This window comes from Pararhizobium sp. LjRoot235, assembly GCF_964254145.1.
In the GTDB taxonomy this organism is placed as follows: Bacteria; Pseudomonadota; Alphaproteobacteria; order Rhizobiales; family Rhizobiaceae; genus Pararhizobium.
Genome location: NZ_CAXUSP020000001.1, coordinates 2,965,871 through 2,982,376, shown reverse-complemented (window position 1 = coordinate 2,982,376; position 16,506 = coordinate 2,965,871). Strand labels below are relative to the sequence as shown.

General features: G+C 58.2%; 20 protein-coding genes and 3 pseudogenes. 16 read left to right on the top strand and 7 right to left on the bottom strand.

Features of this window, described 5'->3' with window-relative positions; genetic code table 11:
- Positions 1-9: 9 nt before the first annotated feature.
- On the top strand, positions 10-411 hold the full coding sequence (locus ACSQ2Z_RS14435) for a hypothetical protein (protein ID WP_436081812.1): 402 nt from the start codon (positions 10-12) through the stop codon (positions 409-411).
- Between the two features lie 23 nt (positions 412-434).
- On the top strand, positions 435-740 hold the full coding sequence (locus tag ACSQ2Z_RS14430; RefSeq protein WP_436081811.1) for a phage tail assembly chaperone: 306 nt from the start codon (positions 435-437) through the stop codon (positions 738-740).
- 23 nt (positions 741-763) lie between these two features.
- Here the strand turns inward: ACSQ2Z_RS14430 and ACSQ2Z_RS14425 are convergent, their stop codons facing one another.
- The 3 genes from ACSQ2Z_RS14425 to ACSQ2Z_RS14415 form a co-directional block, all read right to left on the bottom strand.
- On the bottom strand, positions 764-1,072 hold the full coding sequence (locus tag ACSQ2Z_RS14425) for a HigA family addiction module antitoxin (RefSeq protein ID WP_113005990.1): 309 nt from the start codon (positions 1,070-1,072) through the stop codon (positions 764-766).
- Positions 1,073-1,098: 26 nt separating this feature from the next.
- Complete coding sequence (locus ACSQ2Z_RS14420) at positions 1,099-1,377, bottom strand: type II toxin-antitoxin system RelE/ParE family toxin (RefSeq protein WP_436081810.1); 279 nt, start codon at positions 1,375-1,377, stop codon at positions 1,099-1,101.
- A 110-nt stretch (positions 1,378-1,487) separates the two neighbouring features.
- Entirely contained in the window at positions 1,488-1,883 is a 396-nt protein-coding gene (locus tag ACSQ2Z_RS14415; protein WP_156141910.1) for a hypothetical protein, read from the bottom strand.
- 200 nt (positions 1,884-2,083) lie between these two features.
- Here ACSQ2Z_RS14415 and ACSQ2Z_RS14410 point away from each other — a divergent pair, with 200 nt between their 5' ends.
- The 12 genes and pseudogenes from ACSQ2Z_RS14410 to ACSQ2Z_RS14355 all read left to right on the top strand — a co-directional run bounded on the left by ACSQ2Z_RS14410 (position 2,084) and on the right by ACSQ2Z_RS14355 (position 13,356).
- The gene (locus tag ACSQ2Z_RS14410; RefSeq protein ID WP_436081809.1) at positions 2,084-4,183 is read left to right on the top strand and encodes a phage tail tape-measure protein; all 2,100 of its coding nucleotides are present in this window, start codon (positions 2,084-2,086) and stop codon (positions 4,181-4,183) included.
- Positions 4,180-4,833, top strand: a complete 654-nt coding sequence (locus tag ACSQ2Z_RS14405) for a hypothetical protein (RefSeq protein ID WP_436081808.1) — start codon at positions 4,180-4,182, stop codon at positions 4,831-4,833. The genes ACSQ2Z_RS14410 and ACSQ2Z_RS14405 overlap by 4 nt, the downstream gene beginning before the upstream one ends.
- 2 nt (positions 4,834-4,835) lie before the next feature.
- Positions 4,836-5,459 carry a hypothetical protein gene (locus tag ACSQ2Z_RS14400; RefSeq protein ID WP_436081807.1) on the top strand — a complete coding sequence of 208 codons (624 nt, stop codon included), beginning with the start codon at positions 4,836-4,838 and terminating at the stop codon, positions 5,457-5,459.
- Positions 5,456-5,875: a DUF6950 family protein gene (locus ACSQ2Z_RS14395; protein WP_436081806.1), complete on the top strand. Its 420-nt coding sequence runs from the start codon at positions 5,456-5,458 to the stop codon at positions 5,873-5,875. The genes ACSQ2Z_RS14400 and ACSQ2Z_RS14395 overlap by 4 nt, the downstream gene beginning before the upstream one ends.
- Before the next feature lie 5 nt (positions 5,876-5,880).
- Positions 5,881-8,700, top strand: a complete 2,820-nt coding sequence (locus tag ACSQ2Z_RS14390; RefSeq protein WP_436081805.1) for a phage tail protein — start codon at positions 5,881-5,883, stop codon at positions 8,698-8,700.
- A gap of 11 nt (positions 8,701-8,711) precedes the next feature.
- On the top strand, positions 8,712-10,208 hold the full coding sequence (locus ACSQ2Z_RS14385; RefSeq protein ID WP_436081804.1) for a hypothetical protein: 1,497 nt from the start codon (positions 8,712-8,714) through the stop codon (positions 10,206-10,208).
- Between the two features lie 21 nt (positions 10,209-10,229).
- Complete coding sequence (locus ACSQ2Z_RS14380) at positions 10,230-10,541, top strand: hypothetical protein (RefSeq protein ID WP_436081803.1); 312 nt, start codon at positions 10,230-10,232, stop codon at positions 10,539-10,541.
- The gene (locus ACSQ2Z_RS14375; protein WP_436081802.1) at positions 10,541-11,494 is read left to right on the top strand and encodes a gp53-like domain-containing protein; all 954 of its coding nucleotides are present in this window, start codon (positions 10,541-10,543) and stop codon (positions 11,492-11,494) included. The genes ACSQ2Z_RS14380 and ACSQ2Z_RS14375 overlap by 1 nt, the downstream gene beginning before the upstream one ends.
- Positions 11,495-11,781: 287 nt before the next feature.
- Positions 11,782-12,033: pseudogene (locus ACSQ2Z_RS14370) on the top strand (hypothetical protein); the annotation flags it as partial.
- Positions 12,034-12,066: 33 nt separating this feature from the next.
- Complete coding sequence (locus tag ACSQ2Z_RS14365) at positions 12,067-12,792, top strand: peptidoglycan-binding protein (RefSeq protein ID WP_436081801.1); 726 nt, start codon at positions 12,067-12,069, stop codon at positions 12,790-12,792.
- 33 nt (positions 12,793-12,825) lie between these two features.
- Positions 12,826-12,999, top strand: coding sequence for a hypothetical protein (locus ACSQ2Z_RS14360; RefSeq protein ID WP_436081800.1), 174 nt, complete (start codon positions 12,826-12,828; stop codon positions 12,997-12,999).
- A gap of 24 nt (positions 13,000-13,023) precedes the next feature.
- Positions 13,024-13,356, top strand: coding sequence for a phage holin family protein (locus tag ACSQ2Z_RS14355; RefSeq protein ID WP_436081799.1), 333 nt, complete (start codon positions 13,024-13,026; stop codon positions 13,354-13,356).
- A gap of 46 nt (positions 13,357-13,402) precedes the next feature.
- Here the strand turns inward: ACSQ2Z_RS14355 and ACSQ2Z_RS14350 are convergent, their stop codons facing one another.
- Positions 13,403-13,735: a hypothetical protein gene (locus ACSQ2Z_RS14350; RefSeq protein WP_436081798.1), complete on the bottom strand. Its 333-nt coding sequence runs from the start codon at positions 13,733-13,735 to the stop codon at positions 13,403-13,405.
- 273 nt (positions 13,736-14,008) lie between these two features.
- Between ACSQ2Z_RS14350 and ACSQ2Z_RS14345 the strand changes: the two genes are divergently transcribed.
- On the top strand, positions 14,009-14,158 hold the full coding sequence (locus tag ACSQ2Z_RS14345; protein ID WP_436081797.1) for a hypothetical protein: 150 nt from the start codon (positions 14,009-14,011) through the stop codon (positions 14,156-14,158).
- A 10-nt stretch (positions 14,159-14,168) separates the two neighbouring features.
- Here the strand turns inward: ACSQ2Z_RS14345 and ACSQ2Z_RS14340 are convergent.
- From ACSQ2Z_RS14340 to ACSQ2Z_RS14330, 3 genes and pseudogenes are all read right to left on the bottom strand, one after another.
- Positions 14,169-14,666 (bottom strand): annotated as a pseudogene (locus tag ACSQ2Z_RS14340) (non-homologous end-joining DNA ligase); the annotation flags it as partial.
- 33 nt (positions 14,667-14,699) lie between these two features.
- Positions 14,700-14,966: pseudogene (locus ACSQ2Z_RS14335) on the bottom strand (hypothetical protein).
- Positions 14,967-15,008: 42 nt separating this feature from the next.
- Entirely contained in the window at positions 15,009-15,377 is a 369-nt protein-coding gene (locus ACSQ2Z_RS14330; protein ID WP_436081796.1) for a hypothetical protein, read from the bottom strand.
- On the opposite strand from ACSQ2Z_RS14330, the gene ACSQ2Z_RS14325 reads away from it, so the two are divergent.
- Positions 15,376-16,389, top strand: coding sequence for a hypothetical protein (locus ACSQ2Z_RS14325; protein WP_436081795.1), 1,014 nt, complete (start codon positions 15,376-15,378; stop codon positions 16,387-16,389). The two genes, ACSQ2Z_RS14330 and ACSQ2Z_RS14325, sit on opposite strands and share 2 nt — an antisense overlap.
- The last annotated feature ends 117 nt before the right edge of the window (positions 16,390-16,506 follow it).

The following is a 16,506-nucleotide window of genomic DNA, read 5'->3' as shown; positions in this document are numbered from 1 at the left end:
AGGTGCCCCTTGGACATTTCAAAACTTGTAAACTCTGATGACCTTTTCACGCTCAAGCTCACCGGCCCTGACACGGACGAGTTGATCGGCATTACCTTCATGATCCGTTCGAGTGAGAGCAATGAGGTCAAGAAGGTCGTCCGGCAGCACAGCGACAAGTTCCTCGCCAGCCGGAAGAAAAAGCTGACTACGGCCAAGGTCGAGGATGAGTACCTCGACAAGGCCGCGGCCTCGATCGCGTCTTGGGATTGGGGCGATCACGATTGGAAGGGCGAAAAGCCGGAACTCACGTTCGACAAGGCGCGTGAGGTCGTCGAGGAAGCGGGCTGGATTTACGATCAGGTCGCTGCAGCTTCTGAGGATCGCGCAAATTTTACGAAGAGCTTGGGGAAAGGCTCTGCGAAGCCATAGCGCTCACCGCGCGCTATGACTGCGTGAAGGATAAGGACGGCGAAACCCGGCGCGAGCGAAACGAGAGCTTTGAGGTGGAAAGCCCCGACGTCGAGGTTCCCGAGATCGGTATGTTCCTCTGGAATTGGTTTTGGGAGTTGCGCGAAAGTTCGGCGCCAGGTTTCTCTGGTCCGCCTCCGATATCTAATCAGGAGCTGGTCGCATGGGTGAGCTTGACCGGCAATGTGGTTCGTCGGGAGGAGGTGAAAATCCTCAAATCGATGAGTTCCCGATACTGCTCGGAGATCGACAAGGAGAGCGAGGCGATAAGGGCGAGGGAGGTCGAGTAGACCAAGCCCCTCGCTTCGTGGAGCTAGGCAGCATGCAGCGTAGGTATGCCGCTAACGTCAACTTCCTGTTCGGCGTGCCACGCATCGTATGCTGCCTGCGTACGCAGCCATACGGCGGCGCCGTCGCCGAACATCTTGCCGAGACGCACGGCAATATTCGGAGAAACAGGCTTCTTCTCCCGAAGGATATCGTAGAGCTGCTGACGGGAAATGCCGAGCAAATTGGCGATTTCCACCTTGGTCTTTCCCGTCGCCGGGATGATGTCTTCAAGCAGAGCTCCAGGGTGCGTGGGGCAGCGCTTGAGTGGCCTCGTTACTTCATAAACGGGCATAGGATCATTCCCCAATCTGAGCCGCCTCAATGATATTGCTCGAAATCGACGTGAGCGGCATCTTTGCCGTCGAATTCGAATGTAATGCACCACGGTCCGTTGACATGGATCGTGTATCTCGTCGGGTTGAAGCCTTTCAGGGAGTGGAAGTCAAAACCGGGAAGGTTCAAGTCTTCTGGTCGCTCCGCAGCTTCAAGACGGTCCAATCGTACAAGAATGCGCTTCTGCATTTTGGCGTCAATCTTCCCGGTTGTTCCGGTCTCAAAGAGGCTCGCCAGCGCTTTGTTCTTGAACGACTTGATCATGATTTATGTAAGCTGTTTGCTTACGTCATGTCAAGGGGGATGTAAGCAATCATCTTACATTTTGGCCTTCGGACTCTCTTTCAATAAGGAGATTACAATGATCGCTTACCCTACTGTTTTGAAACAGATTTCGAATGACCCATCTCCGCTAACGCTTGTTCTAGGTGCCCCTTTATGGCAGCTATCCGTTCAGGTGCAGTGGTCTGAATGGGAGCCAAGAAAGCCAGACGCAAATCGCCAGCAGAAAAGCTGAACGATGCTTCAAAGGCTCCAGCTCTATTCTGATGTAGGCCGAATTCAATTGCTTGGGCTTTCAGAGCTTTGCCGGCTCCCTCCGGCCGCTGATATTTTTCGTGCATCGCGGATATCAGCCAGCCAATAAATGCATCCTCGTCCTCGACCTCAAACTCCACGCTTGACTGTTTTCCAATGCTGTTTTTCCCGCTGATTTTAAAGAGGCGGGAGGTAGGGTCGTAGTCGGCACTCATCGGGTTTTTCAGCTTCATGCATTCCTCCATTGGCTTGGCAATGGAAGGAAGCACGGAGGCAACCGCGAGTCGAGTCGGGCTTACGGCGGCGGCTTGGTAAGTCTTGCCCGTTTCTGCGCTAGCCGGCGTAGGCATCAAGAGAATTATCATCGCTCGCATAATCACCCTCCTTGAAAAGGCGAGGAAGACAGCGCGCAGCCGTTACAAAGGCGGACCCCATGGCAGACATCGCTACGCTGGGCCTTCAAGTCGAGAGCGCCAGTGTCCGAAAAGGCACCGATGATCTCAACAAATTGTCGGGGGCTGCAGCTCGTGCCGAAGCGGCAACGGACGGCCTGGCGGGCGCGAACCGCGGCGCCGCCGGGGCCGCTGCTGCCACCGCACAGGCCTATGCGAAAGAGGGAGCATCAGCAGCTTCTGCATCGAAGCAACTTGAAATGTTCAGTCGCGCAGCGAACCAGAACGCCCGAGGGCCAGTTGGGCGGGGCAATGTGGCGAACCTCGCAGCGCAATTTCAAGACGTAGCGGTAAGCGCGCAGATGGGGATGGGAGCGCTTCAAATTGGCTTGCAGCAGGGTACCCAGCTGGCAGCAGTGATCGCGACCATGGAAAATCCAGTGCGCGGACTGGCACAGGCATTCACGTCAGTCCTATCCCCGGCAAGCCTGTTGACGATTGCCCTTGTTTCCCTCGTCGCTGTTGGCATCCAAATGGTCGACTGGCCGAAGCTGGCAGCCTCGGCCCTGCACGCCCTTGCAGACGTGTTGGAAGACATCGCGCCTTACGCGATCGGCGCAGCCGCGGCGTTAGCCTTGCTCTACGCGCCGGCGATCATCGGCGGCATAATCACAGTCATCGCCCTTCTCGGCCGTCTTGCTGTAGCTGCTGTCACTGCAGCGGCCGCGATAATTGCCGCGAATCCGATCGGTGCGTTCGTCCTTGGCATCACGGCCGCTGTCGCCGCCGCGAACATATTCAGGGACGAACTGACACAAATCTTCGGCCGAGACATCGTGGCTGACGCGAAGAACGGAGTGAACTTCATCGTTGGTGCGTTCGTCGGCGGCTTTAATGGGATCAAGGCAATCTGGGGCGCTCTGCCGTCGGTTCTTGGCGATCTCGTCTATTCCACAGTCGCGGGCGTCATCAGTGCCATTGAAAGTATGATCAACAGCGCGATAGGTGGGATCAACAACCTCATAAATGAAGCGAAGATGGCATCCCTCAAGATCGGCGTGCCTCTGAACGTCGATTTCATCTCGGCTGTAACTATTGATAAGCCAGCAAATCCCTACGCGGGCGCCACCGAGGCCGCGACAAGTAAACTCCTGGAGGAGATGAAAGCAGCCCAAGGCACCGACTATGTGGGTGGGGTCACGGACGCTATCGCCCGTGGCGCATCGGCTGCGTCTGACAAGTTGAAAGAACTCGCAAAGGGTCTCACCGACGTCGACGAGAAAGCCAAGAAGAGAGGCAGCGGCAAAACCGACACCGAAAAGTATTCCGAGATTGTCGACGGCGCCGCACGTCGCATCGCTTCGCTTGAAGCTGAACAGCGCGCAATCGGCATGACGGAAGAAGCGGCGGCGGCCTTGCGGTACGAAACCGATCTGCTGAACCAAGCCCAGCAGCGTGGAATTACCCTCAGTGACGCCCAGAAAGGTGAACTGTCCGCGCTCGCCCAGGTCATGGCTTCTGTCGAGGCCGAGACCAAGCGGATGGGGGAGGCGATCGAGTTCTCCAAAGATCTGACCAAAGGGTTCCTCGACGACTTTTTCTCCGGTCTAGAAAGTGGGAAATCTGTTTGGGAATCGTTCGGAGATGCCGCCCTCGGCGTGCTCGACAGGATCGCCGACAAGCTGCTGAATGATGTCGTGGACGCTTTCTTTGAGGTCAACAGCGCGGCGTCTGGCTCAGGTGGCGGTATCCTCGGCGGCATTCTCAGCCTGTTTGGAGGTGGCGCGGCGTCCGATCCTTGGGCAGGCTTACGCGGGTACGCGACAGGGACACCTGCAGCAAGCCCAGGCGTCAAATGGGTTGGTGAGAAAGGCCCGGAACTCGTGCGGTTCAAGGGCGGTGAAGAGGTCATCCCCAACCACAAGCTCAGGGCCTCAAACGAGAATACTCGCGCGGCATCTGCCCAGAACGTGAACTTCAACATGTCACTGGAGGTCAAGGGGACTGGCGACAAGGAACTGCTCGAGCAGGCTCGGCAGGGCGCTGCGGCGCAAATGAGCGAGGCGCTGAAAACGTACGACAAAAAGATGCCGGATCGTGTTCAGCAGATTAACCGTAACCCGCGGCAGAGAGCATCATGACAGTATCGTATCCTTATTCCCTAGCGTTCTTCGCCGACAAGCTCGATATCGCGTCCGTCATCTGGGACATCCAGCGCAACGACGAGATGTCGGGCACTGGTGACGGGCGTGTCTGGCAGGCTGAACTCGCTCCACCGCTTTGGATCGGCACTGTCACGCTCAACCGGAAACTGAGCGCCGAGCTCAAACAGATCGCTGCGATGGTCCGAAAGCTTCACGGGGCGCAAGAGGCGCTTATGCTTTATGACCCGCTGTCGAGGTACCCGCAGTACGATCCGACAGGGTCGATCCTCGGCTCCAGCGTCGTTACGATCGGATCGATTGCCGCGAACCGCAGCTCATTGAGCCTTGTGGGCTTGCCCGCGAATTATCGCATCACGGTCGGCGACAAAATGTCGATCGCCTTCGGGGCGGGGCAGACGAAGTTCGCTTTTCTGGAGGCGTCGGAGACGATCACAGCGAACGGTTCCGGCACCACTACACAAATTGCGGTGTTTCCGTTCGTTCCGACTGGTGTGGCTGCCGGCGCGGAGGTCGTTCTCAAAAAACCGGCGTGCAAGTGCATCATCGTTCCTGGCAGCCACAACCCTGGAACCGCAGCCGAGCTCTTCACGGATGGCGCCGGCTTCAAGGTTATCCAGAAGAAATAGCCATGAGAAACAGCGCGACGGCATTCAACAACGCGATAGCGATCGCGCAAGACACTGGTCTTGCGCCGCGCCAATTCGTCTATGTCAAGAACGTCAAGCCGTTTGGCGGCGGAGCTGCGGAATCCTTCGGCTTCTGGTCAGGCGATGAAGACGCGATTTTCACGGTGATCGACGGCGATACCGGATTGCCGGTCGACCGGACTTATTACGGCGCCGTCAACATGGTGGTCGATAATATCCCCCGTGTTTCCGATATGACCATCCAGTCGATCCAGATCGAGGTCAGCCAGATCGCAACGGCTACCGAGCTTTTAGTGCGCGGATACGATGTGCGTCTGGCCAAGGTTGAGATCCACGAAATGGCGCTCGATCCGGCGAGCCGGCTGCCAATTTCGGACCCAGAAGTCATCTTTCTCGGCCAGATCGACGGTGCGCCGATCGAGACTCCGAGCGCCGGCGAGAATGGCGCGATCACCTTCTCTATCAACTCCGATGCCATGTCGATGCTTGCTCGGGTCAATCCGCGCAAGTCGTCCTTTCAGAGCCAGAAACGGCGCTCGGGTGACAGATGGGGCAAATATGCCGGCGCGGTGAAAAACTGGCAGATCAAGTGGGGACCGCAATGATGCAGAGGCTTCCGAAATGGCGAGGCAGGTTCGAGGCGGTGATCGACGAGCTGAAGTCAAAGCCGTTTTTGTGGGGCGATCATGATTGCGGGCCTGGCCTGGTCGGAAATGTTGTGAACGCCATTACCGGCGAGGATCCCGCTAAGCCCTATCGTGGCAAGTATTTCGACGCCAAAGGGGCGCTGCGGATCATCAAGAGGAAGGGCTTCGCCAATCTCGGTGACATGGTCGCCTCGATGCTGCCAGAGATCCACCCCTCGCAAGCGAAAATCGGCGACATCGGCGCCATCAAGACGGACAGCGCCTTCGGTTATGCCCTCGGCGTCGTCAACGGCGAGCGGGTGTTCGTCCTTATGGAAGACGGCATCGGGACTGTGGACCTTCTCCAATGCGAACGAGCCTTTAAGGTCGGATGAATTTCATGAAATTGATCTGCATTGCGCTGACGATGAGTTGGTTCATCCTGTCAGGGGCGGAGCTTGCCTACGGCGAGCCTGTCACGGCTGCCATTTTCGGCGCCGCCTTTGCCTCATCGTTTGCCGGTCAGCTGGCCACACTGGGTCTTGGGCTAGCCTTCAACTTCGGCGTCGGTCTGATCCAGAAGGCCAAGGCCAAAAGGAAAGCCAAGGAGCAAACGCGGGGCATTTCGTTCGAACTGCAGGTCGGCGACAACCAGCCGATGTCCTTCACGCTAGGGAAGTATGCATCAGGCGGCCGTCGCAAATATACCGGCATCCATGGTCAGGACGGACGCTATTTCGTCGACGTGATCGAGCTTGGCAACCTGCCTTGCCCCGGTCTGCCGGAGTTCTGGGTCAATGACGAGAAGGTCACGCTCGATTGGGAAAATCCGAACCCGAACGGCTTCGGGTATCCAGTTCCGGAGTTCAGCAGCGACGGCACGGATCGCCTCTGGATCATTTATCACGATGGCACGCAGACGACTGCTGATGCCTACCTGCTAGACAAGTTCGGTTCGGAGCCGGATCGTCCGTGGTCATCGGACATGATCGGCCGCGGCTGCCCCTACATCATCGTCACGGCGCGCTTCAATCCGGAGATCTTTTCGAGCGTTCCGACCGTTCTGACGGAAATGCCGGTGCGGCCGGTCTATGACCTGCGCAAGGACAGCACCAACGGCGGCAGTGGTTCGCATCGCTGGGATAACCCAGCGACCTGGGAGCCAAGCGAAAACCCGATCATCAACACCTACAATATCGTGCGCGGCATCTATTACGGTGACGAGTGGATCTATGGGGGCCAGAACCTGGCTGCCTTCCGCCTGCCTGCCTCCAACTGGATTGCGGCCGCCAATGAATGCGACGTCGATATTGCCCTGAGCGCAGGCGGCACGGAAAGGCAGTTTCGCTGTGGCTATGAGGTGTTCTGCGACGTCGAGCCGCTGACGGTCATCGAGGAGCTGCTGCAGGCCTGCAACGGTCGCATGGCCGAAGTGGGCGGGATCTTTAAGGTGCTGGTCGGGGCACCTGGCGCTGCAGTCTACTCCTTCACCGATGAAGACGTGCTGGTGACCGAGGGGCAATCGTTCAATCCGTTCCCGCCCTTCAGCGACACCCATAACGGGATCGAGGCGACCTATCCCGAGCCGGCCGAGAAATGGGCAACGAAGGATGCGCCGGCGCGCTATTCGTCGAGCTATATGGAAGCCGATCTCGGTCAGGAGCTGGTCGTCGGTGTCGAGTTCGAGGCTTGCCCGTTCAAGACGCAGGTGCAGCGTCTGATGAAAACGATGCTGAAGGAAGAGCGTCGTTTCCGCACGCATGAATTTTACCTGCCACCGAGCGCCAGGCGACTTGAGCCGAATGATGTCGTTTCGTGGTCCTCTGACCGCAATGGCTACATCAATAAGAAATTCTTCGTCGTTCGAGTGATCGGACGCCGGACCTTCAATCAGCTGGTCAGCCTGAAGGAAATAGACCCGAGCGACTACGATTGGGAGGCATCCGAGGAGCTTCCGACCGTTGTGGGGCCGGTCAAGCCAATCACGCCAGATCCACAGCCCATGACGGGATGGACGGCTGCTGGTTACACAGTCCTGGACTCGAGCGGCAATCCCCGCCGTCCGGGGATCAAGGTGACGGCGGCGGCAGATCTCGACGACGTCAAGAATGTGCGCATACAGGTCCGGCTCAAGTCGAGTGGTGCGGTGGTATTCGATAGCGATGCATCGCCCTATGGCTCGCCTTATGAATGGATCATCAGCGGGCAGTGGACCTTGCCGAACGCGCTTTACCAGGCGCGCGGTCGGCTTATCCCGTACACCAGCCGGGAAACGCTGTGGTCTTCCTGGCTGGATGTCACGACACCCAACGTTCTGCTGAGCGGAGACGACATCTATTTGCCCGGTGTTATCGAGGACCTGCGAGAGTACCTGGATGGATCCACGGCGTTCATTCGCGAGGGCTTGCGCCAGACGATGCTTGAGCAACAGCGTCTTGCGCGTCTGGATATCGACAAGGATATCGTTGCCTACACATCGCGCCAATCCATCCGAACGGAAGCGACCGCGACGACACAAACGACGATCGGTATTGCCAAGGCCTATGCAGTTGAGCAGATCGACGTGGCGACAGGACCGACCTCCGCTCTCGCACGGCGAACGACGACTCTTGAAGCGACGCTACCGACCCTCGCGACAAACGCCTCCCTTGCGGTGACGGCAACTGCCCTTGATGCTTTGGTTGTCAGGGTGACGAACGCCGAGGGAAACATCACGGCGATTGCGTTGGACATCACCTCGCTTGAGGCGACGATCCCGAACTTGGCCACCGCCTCGGCTCTGTCGTCGCTACAGGCCCAGGTTAACCTTATCGATGGTGTTGTAGACGCGCAGGCGCAAGCGATCACATCAATCACCGCGGGGCAGGTCGGCGGCGACATCGCGACGGCAAACTTTCGAATGCAGGTTACGGCTGGACCTTCCGGCTATGCTTCGCGGATCGCGATGGAGGCGAGAACGGGGGGCGCAGGTGCATGGCGTGCCGCTGGCTGGTCCCTTGACGTCCCTGCGTCGGCATCAAGCCCTACGCGCTTCAATGTCACGGCGGATCAGTTCTCCATCACCAACGGAACGAACGTTGAAAACCCGTTCGTTTTTCAGAGCGGTGTTGCGACCTTGAATGTCGCCAACATCGGCACGGTGAACTCCGGGCGATTGCTGGCCTTGAACGGCAAGATGGACATCAACCTGAACAACGGGACGATCGAGATCTACAGCTAGGCGGAGGCAGCATGCCCAGAACACTAATCGGCGTCGACAGCACCGGTATCGGCTGCATCAAGATCATGAAGTCTAATTCAGACGATCCCCGAACGACCGCCGACACGGCGCGATCGAAGTTTCTGTACAATTCGAAATTCGACGTCCAGCCGCACATCTGGGGATTTCGGGATTTCAATGCCGGCACTTCCGGCCTGACTTACGTCCCCTCTGGAAGCAACGCGAGCAACTACGAATATGCCGTTGAGCAGGGGCTTTACTACGTCAGAAATACCCTGTTCGGGGGACTACAATACAATATGCCGGTGTTCGATGTGAAGTTGGTCCGCAACGCGACCTGGCCGGTTCTTCGCTACAAGCAGAATATCTTTACCCGGAAATGGTCCGGCAAATACTACAATGACAATGGCGGGTACTATGCAACGCTTGGGGCGTCGATTGAGCCTTGGTGTTCCAATTTCGCCTCTGGTCTGAGTGCGTTCGGAACGCTGGCTTACGGATGGTTCGTCGAAGCGACGACCAGTGACGACAATGACAATTACAACCAGGATGAAAGCCGCCGTCAGACAATCGTACTGTGGAATCTGCCGGGCAATAGCGGGGCGATCACGGATGCGCAGCCGACGACGCCAACGGTGGGAAAGCGCGCGGTCCGGATCACGTCAACATCGCTGAAGATCGCAAAGCCGGGTTATGACGCGGCGACGGCAACCGGGACGCAGCTTGCCTTCGACAGCACGCGGAACGGCATGAAGATCATTGCCGCCGCCGACGTCTCGATGCCGACCGGTAATAGCGAATACGACACCGGGATCGATCTTCCCGACGACGTGCTCGCCGATGTGCATTTTTACGAGACGGGTAGCATTTATTATCCGTCGAACCCGCAAAATCTGGAGTTCGGCGCGGATTACTATTTCTCCGGGACGAAAATCAAGTTCGTCAACGGCCACAGCGCCGGTCGGGCACGGTTCATGATCTACGCCAGAGACGGCTCGGCGGCATCCTCCGGCAGCAACAGGGTGCTGCGTCAGACCACGATCGGCGGTGTCGAAGTTGTGCAATTCCTGCGTCCAGGCTCCGGGCTCGTGCTGACGTTTGCTGACATCGTCATCGATAGCCGCTGGCCTGCGGTGCAGCTGCTTGCCGAGGGCTATTTCGCGGTTGGCACCGGTTCCCTGACCGAGGTGATCAACGTTGCGAACGCATCCGGCATGTTCCTGATGGTCAAATACATGACCGTTCACGGGGCCGGCGCGACGCAGCACGGTTCGTTCTCGTCGGCCGTACGCATGCCGTATGTCAAGACATTGGTCAGGACCGGCGGCCATGCGGGCGATAGCACCTATGCCCGGATGATCGGCACTCAGGTGACATTCTTTACGCACCGAGGAGAGCCGGGCGACGTCTACCTCGACGCCAACGCGAGCGGTCATCCGGAGGTGACGGAAGCCGTCCAAGTCCCGGTGACGGGCATCCGCTATTACATTTTCGGGATCCCGGCTTGAAGCACGGGGCAAGGGGAAATCATGCAAAACAAGATCGAAATCAGCGTCGATACCTACGCGGCGGAAAAGTCGGATTTGGCCGACTACTACTGCAACCGCTCGCTCATTCTTGCGCAGAAACTGGCGGACATGACCAAGGGGTTTCACGAGACATCCAACCTGGTCGCCGAGCTTCGTGAGCAGATCGAGGCAATGTCGAAGCCGATCGAGGAAGAGGACAGGGCGCTCGCGGCATTGCTGCGGGCATTCGTCTCCGAGGGCAATATCGCGCCGCCCGCTGTTGAAAGTCTGATGCTGGATGCAAGGCGCGTCATGTCGCGAGGTGGTGAATAATGACCGTCATCCTTCCCAGCGTCTACAAGGACGGCACGGCGACCGTCGCCGCCGGCGGAATCGCGGTTACCGGACAGAGCACGCTCTTTATGAATTCCGTGCTGCCCGGTGACTTCTTCGGCGTCCACAAGGGAATGCCGATCCGCATCGCATCCGTCGAAAGCAATACTGCGCTCACCCTGGCCAATCCGTGGCCGGGTGCGGCGCAGACGGCGGCCGCCTTCGAGATCATGCTCCAAAGCGATATGGCGCGTGTCCAGGAGAGCACCCGCCAACTGCTGGTGATGCTTCTCGGCGGCAACATCGATGCATTCGCCGGTCTGTCTGGTGCCGATAAAAAGGTTCCCTATTTCACGGGCGCTGGGACGATGACGCTTGCCGACTTCACCAACCTTCTAGCATTCGCGAACCTGACTGGCGCTGCTGATAGGATGGCGTATTTCACGGGCGCCGGTGCTCTGGCGCTGAGTGACATAAAAGCAGCGGGCCGAACTTTCCTCGGGGCGAACTTTACACCCGTGCAGCAATCGGGAGGAGCCGGGCAGACGACGAATAAAGTCTATATCGGCTGGGATGGCGTAAGCAAACTGAAGGCGCAGGTAGACGCATCCGATCTGGGCGGGATTTGGACAGATGCCTATGCACAGCAGTCAAACTCCCTAAATGGATATCAGAAGTTTCCTAGCGGCTTTATCCTGCAGTGGGGTCAAATCGCGGCTAATACAGTCTCGGACGTTCCGGTTACTTTCCCAATTTCGTTTCCGTCAGCTCTTCGCGGCGCGTCCGTTACGCCGATTGGCTACGGCGCTTTGACCAATGTAACCTATGCCGCTTCCTACGATCTCCCGGCGAACAGCGGCTTTGCCATTCGCCGCACCGTGATATCCGCAGGCGGGGGGCTGTCCTATCCCAATCCAAGTTTTGCCGTCGCGTGGATGGCATGGGGGTATTGAACGTGACCAAGTATGCTGTTTTTGATGGCAATGGCTTGCCTCTCGAATTTTACGCTGAGGATATTCACGGCGCGAGAATGCGCCCCGTATATGGAGACGCAGATGAAAACGGATTGTCACCTGTCACGGGAGAAGAGAGCAACCCGGATTGCCTAATCCCAGCGGATGCTGTGGCCATCACAGATGAGCAGTGGATGGAATTCATTCAGTTCCCTGGCACTCGTCTCTGGAGCGGAAACGGGGTGATCCCCTATGATCCGCCGCCCCCTCCAGTCACTGTCCAAGATTATAGCGTGGCCATTCAGGCGCTCCTCGAGGCAAAGGCGCGCGAACGGCACTACGACAGCGTCCAGTCAGCCGTCAGCTATCGTGACGATGCCAACGAGCAGTTCGCGGCCGAAGCCGCGGCGCTGTTCGCCTGGCGATCGGCTGTCTGGACCTATGCTACGGCGGAACTGGAAAAGGTGACCGCCGGCGAGCGGACGCAGCCGGGCATTAAAGAGTTCATCGGCGAGTTGCCGGCGTTCATCTGGCCGTAAGGCCGCCAAGCCTCAACATCAAAGGAAATCGTCATGGTTTTTGAGAAGTGGCTGCAAAGCCGCCTGACGGCGCACGGCTATCCGGTCGGGCCGATCGACGGCTTTATCGGCGAGGACACGATCGGAGCGCTGAAGGCCTTCGAAAAGGCAAATGGGCTGAGGGCGGACGGAACCGCCGATCCAGTCCTGGTACAGGCGCTCAGAGCTTCGGCCAGCGCCGTGCCGCCAAAGATGATGGCGGATATCCCGAACCGCGACATTGCCCCGGAGCGGGAAGTATTTCAGCCGTCGAAGGCGATCTGGCCACGCCAGTCCGATTGCATGGCCTACTACGGTCCGGTCGCGCAGAACCAGAAGCAGATCGAAGTTCCCTTCGACATGTATCTCGCCTGGAGCAAATCCACTCGGCTCAAGCGCATGACGCTGCATAGCCGTGTCGCGGAATCGGCGCTGCAGGTTCTACAGAGGGTAGGGGCGCTCTACAGCGCGGCGGAACGCCGGGCGCTCGGCGTCGACCTGTTCGGCGGATCCTTGAACGTCCGCAAGATGCGCGGCGGCAATAGCTATTCGATGCACAGCTGGGGCATCGCCATCGATTTCGATCCCGAGCGCAATCAGCTCAATGTCCACAGACCGAATGCGCGCCTCTCGCATCCTGACGCGGTCGCCTTCTGGGTCGCGTGGGAAAGCGCCAGCTGGCTCTCGCTCGGCCGGGCGCGGGACTTCGACTGGATGCACGTCCAGGCGGCACGGCTTTAACTCTCCACCAACGAAGCGTGAAAGGAAAAATCCATGCAGAAAATCACGAAAGCCATTGCGGCGGCGGCTGGCGGGGCGGCGACGGGCACGCTCGGCATTCCGTTAATGCCCGAGGACACGCCCTGGTACGGCTACCTGATCCTCTATGCCATCACGATCGGCCTGCCGGCGGTGCTGACTTATCTCGCGCCGAAGAACGCTCAATAGCGTCAACCACGGAGAAAACGGCTCATGCCTGAAAAGTATCAATCGCTCGCCGAGATGCTCAACGCGTGGATCGGCGGCGGCCTGACGACGATCGTAGCCGCCGTGATGGGGAGGTTGATGTGGCACACCACCGAAGTCCGCCGTTCCCACCGGAAGAAGTTCTTCGGCAAGGAACTCGCCTGGGAGTTCCCGCTGGCGGCCGGCATGGCAATCATCGGGGAGGGAGTGGCAATCTGGATCGACGCCGGACCGCTGCTTCGGCCTACCATCGTCGGTAGCCTTGCCTATCTCGGGCCGCGGGGTTCTGAAGTCCTGTTCATGCGCTGGTTTGGCGCCAGGATCGAAAAAGACAGCTGATCAAAGTGGAAGGCGGCGAGGCGCTCACCGCCTTTCCTTATCGCGCCTACTTGCAGCCCTTACTCATCATTGCCGAATTGAGCGCATTGACTTTGCCTTTGGAAACCGCGACCTGGCCTTCCTTGTCGCCGCCGAACGTGCTCGATGCTGGAACGCCGACGAGGAAGACGCCAATCGCATCTCCTGTCGCGGCCTGGTTTTGCTGCTTGGAAAGAGCTGCCAGGTTGTTCTGCTCTTTCAGCAGTTCCTGCACCAGGGCGGGACAGCCAAGATTGGTGTAGGCGGCCATCGGAATATCGACGGGAACAATCGCGTCTGGTCTTTTGGCGCAACCGGAAACCGCCAGCGCGGCGGCCAGCATTAAAATTCTGAAATACATCAATGCCCCTAAGGTTTTATCGGGGCGACCCCACGCCCCATGCGCGTAACCTGAACACAACGCAAGCGATAGTCAAGCGGCCGTATAGTGCCCGAGGAGGTTCGACAACGGGTCAAGTGAGGGGACGATTATTTCTGCTTTATAGAAACGCCACCCCTCTGAAACGGTCCCATTTTTCTATGGGGATAAAATCAACCTCCTGTCTCCGCTTGCTACTTTATAAAGTTGAGTTATCGTCTCCTAATTTCAACTATAAATATTGGGGTGGAAGCAATGGACGATTTGGTGAGGGTGGTTGATTTGCTCAAGACGGCCCTAAAAACGGCTGAGGATATCAAGGCGGCAGATCTTCTGGTCTACTTGATCGGAATGGCGGTGATGGAGGGAGCGCACCAGGTCGAACAGCGGCGGAAACACCACTGAATAGGATTGCTTACTCGAGTGCGTAGATCGTCGCGTTGTCGGTGATCTCACTTAGACCCTTGAATGATGGATGGCGCAGTTTGCCATCGTCAGTCCATGCGCGATACTCTATCTCAGCGGCCAGTATCGGCCGGGTGAAGACCGCGTTCTTCCGTCTCAGGTTGACGGCTGGTTTACTCGTCACGATCTCCTCCAGCAGCTCGCGCAGCCGCGCCGAGGTCTGATGTGTGAAACCGGTTCCGACGCCGCCGACATAGGCGAGGGCGTCGCCCTTGCGCGCGGCCAGCAGCAGCCGGCCGATGGCATCTGGCACGGTAGACGGCTCGAAACCGACGATCACGAAACTGTCGCGGCGAACGCATTTGATCTTCAGCCATTCCGGCCGGCGGCCAGAGCGATAGGGCCGCTGACGATCTTTGGCAATGATGCCTTCGAGACCGAGCTCGCAGGCGGCGCGGAAGAAATCCGATCCCTCAGCACCCACCTCTTCCGAAAGACGAACGGCGCCGTTCTCATGATCGCCGAATTGAGCGCATTGACTTTACCCTTGGCAACCACCCTTGGAAACCGCGACTTGGCCTTCCTTGTCCCCGCCGAACGTGCTCGATGCTGGAACGCCAACGAGGAACACACCAATCGCATCTCCCGTCGCAGCCCGATTTTGTTGCTTAGAAAGAGCCGCAAGATTGTTTTGCTGCTTTCAGCAGTTCCCGCACCAGGGTGGACAGCCAAGGTTAGTGTAAGCGGCCATCGGAATATCGAAGGGAACGATCTCGTCTGGTCTTTTGGCGCAACCGGAAACCGCCAGCGCCGCACCGCTGCTATCTTGTAAGAGGTTGTATCGATTGGATCACAACCCTGACTCGCCGCGGGCAAGGCGCTCTTTCCAATCCAGCCGCGCGCGGTTTATGATAATTGTTTCCTCAACCGGAGCGCCCATGGTCCAATACTGGCGCCCGTCGATGTCAAGGTAGACAGAGCTTTTGCCGGTTGGCTCAAACCTCTTTCGTTCGCCATGGGCGCGGATAAACGTGACCGCTTCCTCAAACAGGACCTGATCCTGCGCTGGATCGTCAAATCGCCTTACCGAGTATTCGTGCGGCCACTGCGGCATGGTTTTCGCGTAGCGCCAGTGGCGCGTGCCAATGAACTTCTTGAACTCATCAATGCTATCCATTAAGGGCTCGTCGTTGGTCCTGAAAGTCAAGAGGATAGTCATGCGACGACTCATGGGCCACCTCGCCCAATTCAGCTCACTCTCCAAACAGGGAGAGTTGCTGTGCACGCAGGGTGTTGCCTACCTTCTTCAGAATCCGGATGCACGTAAGAGATTTGGGGACCATATCTCCAAGGCGGTGGGCAGAACTGTCAACTCCAACCTGACTTGGCGAGCCGAGGTTCGACAGAAAGACGGTGCCCGGCCCGACTTGGAGGGCTGCACGGCTGACGGAAAGCTCGTGGTCAAGATAGAGGCGAAGTTGGGCGCGGCGTTTGGCGAGGGCCAACTCAGTTCGTACCTTGGCGACCTTCAAGAAAGCTCTGAAAGTGGGCTGTTGCTGGTGCTGGTACCACTTCACCGGGCTGCTGAGATGACAGCATCTGTGTCGATTGCGTTCGCTCTTACCGGGAATGGTCCTTGGCAGCTGGGTGACACGTCCGACTTTTCCGTTGCGGTGATCTATTGGGAAGAGGTCTTGGTCGCTCTGGGAGCCGTTCGCTCGGAGCCGTTTCGTGGTGACCTCGCCCAATTCGAGGCCATGTACAGGGTCCTTAAGGGCTACGACATCGAGCCACTGAGGAGTGTATCTGAACTGCTCGCTTGGCGCGAGCGGGAAGAGGTCTTCGTCAATCTCGTGGATCGCGTTACCCGCCGCTTGGCGCAGCAGAGCCGAGTCTTGCCGATGGGCCACGAAAAGGACCCCAACGACTACCAGCGTCGATATGTCTGCCGGCCGCTTGGCGCCGAGCAGCCCTGCTTCAGCGTGGGAGTCCGCGATCCTTTTGCGGGGCACAAGACGCCTATCTGGCTGCGGTTCCACCGTGTCACGCCCAAGTTCTCGGTTATCCGCGAACGTCTTGTCGCGTCTGGCTTTTCGCAGCGGCTGATTGAGAGCGGAGGCCACATTTGGATACAGCTTGATGTTCCGCTCAATGCCGACGGCGAACGTCTGGTTGATTCGTTGGTTAAGCAAGCAGAACGCGTTATCGAGGTCGCATACCAGCCATTGTGACCACAGACGTGTGTCCCGCAAAAAAAGTCTAGCCGTCGTCGACTTGATATCGATCCCGTTTTCGATCGCTTCTGGTAGATCGCCTTGTTCTGCGGGCCTGCGGTGATGCTGACCTTG